The following is a 509-nucleotide window of genomic DNA, read 5'->3' as shown; positions in this document are numbered from 1 at the left end:
GAGCAGTTGCGGCCTGTGCGGCGGCCCCGAGGGGCAGGAGGACGGCCAGAAGACAAGCGGCGAGCGGCTGCGGGCGCATGATGTCCTTTCCGGTGTACGGGTCTGGTCGTTCCGGCGTGGGGTACGGAACTGGCCCGAGTATAGCCTGCGTTTTCATCTAGCTGAAACCGGGGCGGGCACGGGCGTTGCCGCAGGTCACCATGACCTTTGGGATATGGTGTGATCGTGACGTGGTGCATTACTTTGCTACCACACCTGCCCACGCATCCCTCAGGGACACGACGATGTCGCGAAATTCTTTCCTGCACGGCCGCACCGGAACCTGCGCCGCTGCACTGCTGATCACCACCTCGCTGCTGCTCAGCGGCTGCGGCGCCGGCGCCGGCAGCGCCGATGCGCAAGCCGCGGAAAAAGATCCCAAGGCTGAAAAAGCCGTCGACGCCGTGCCGGTGGAGGCGGTCGCCGCCAGCCGTCGCGCCGTTGCCGCCAGCTACACCGGCACCGCCGCG

General features: G+C 67.0%; 1 protein-coding gene and 1 pseudogene. Both read left to right on the top strand.

The genetic code is table 11. From position 1 onward, the window contains the following. A partial coding sequence (locus tag DBR34_RS21800; RefSeq protein WP_219928273.1) for a hypothetical protein occupies positions 1 to 223 on the top strand: 223 nt, incomplete at its 5' end. Between the two features lie 61 nt (positions 224 to 284). Continuing rightward, positions 285 to 509: pseudogene (locus tag DBR34_RS22750) on the top strand (efflux transporter periplasmic adaptor subunit); the annotation flags it as partial.

The sequence above is a fragment of the Stenotrophomonas sp. HMWF003 genome, from assembly GCF_003061285.1.
GTDB lineage: Bacteria > Pseudomonadota > Gammaproteobacteria > Xanthomonadales > Xanthomonadaceae > Stenotrophomonas > Stenotrophomonas maltophilia_AP.
This window is presented reverse-complemented; position numbering and strand designations above follow the sequence as displayed.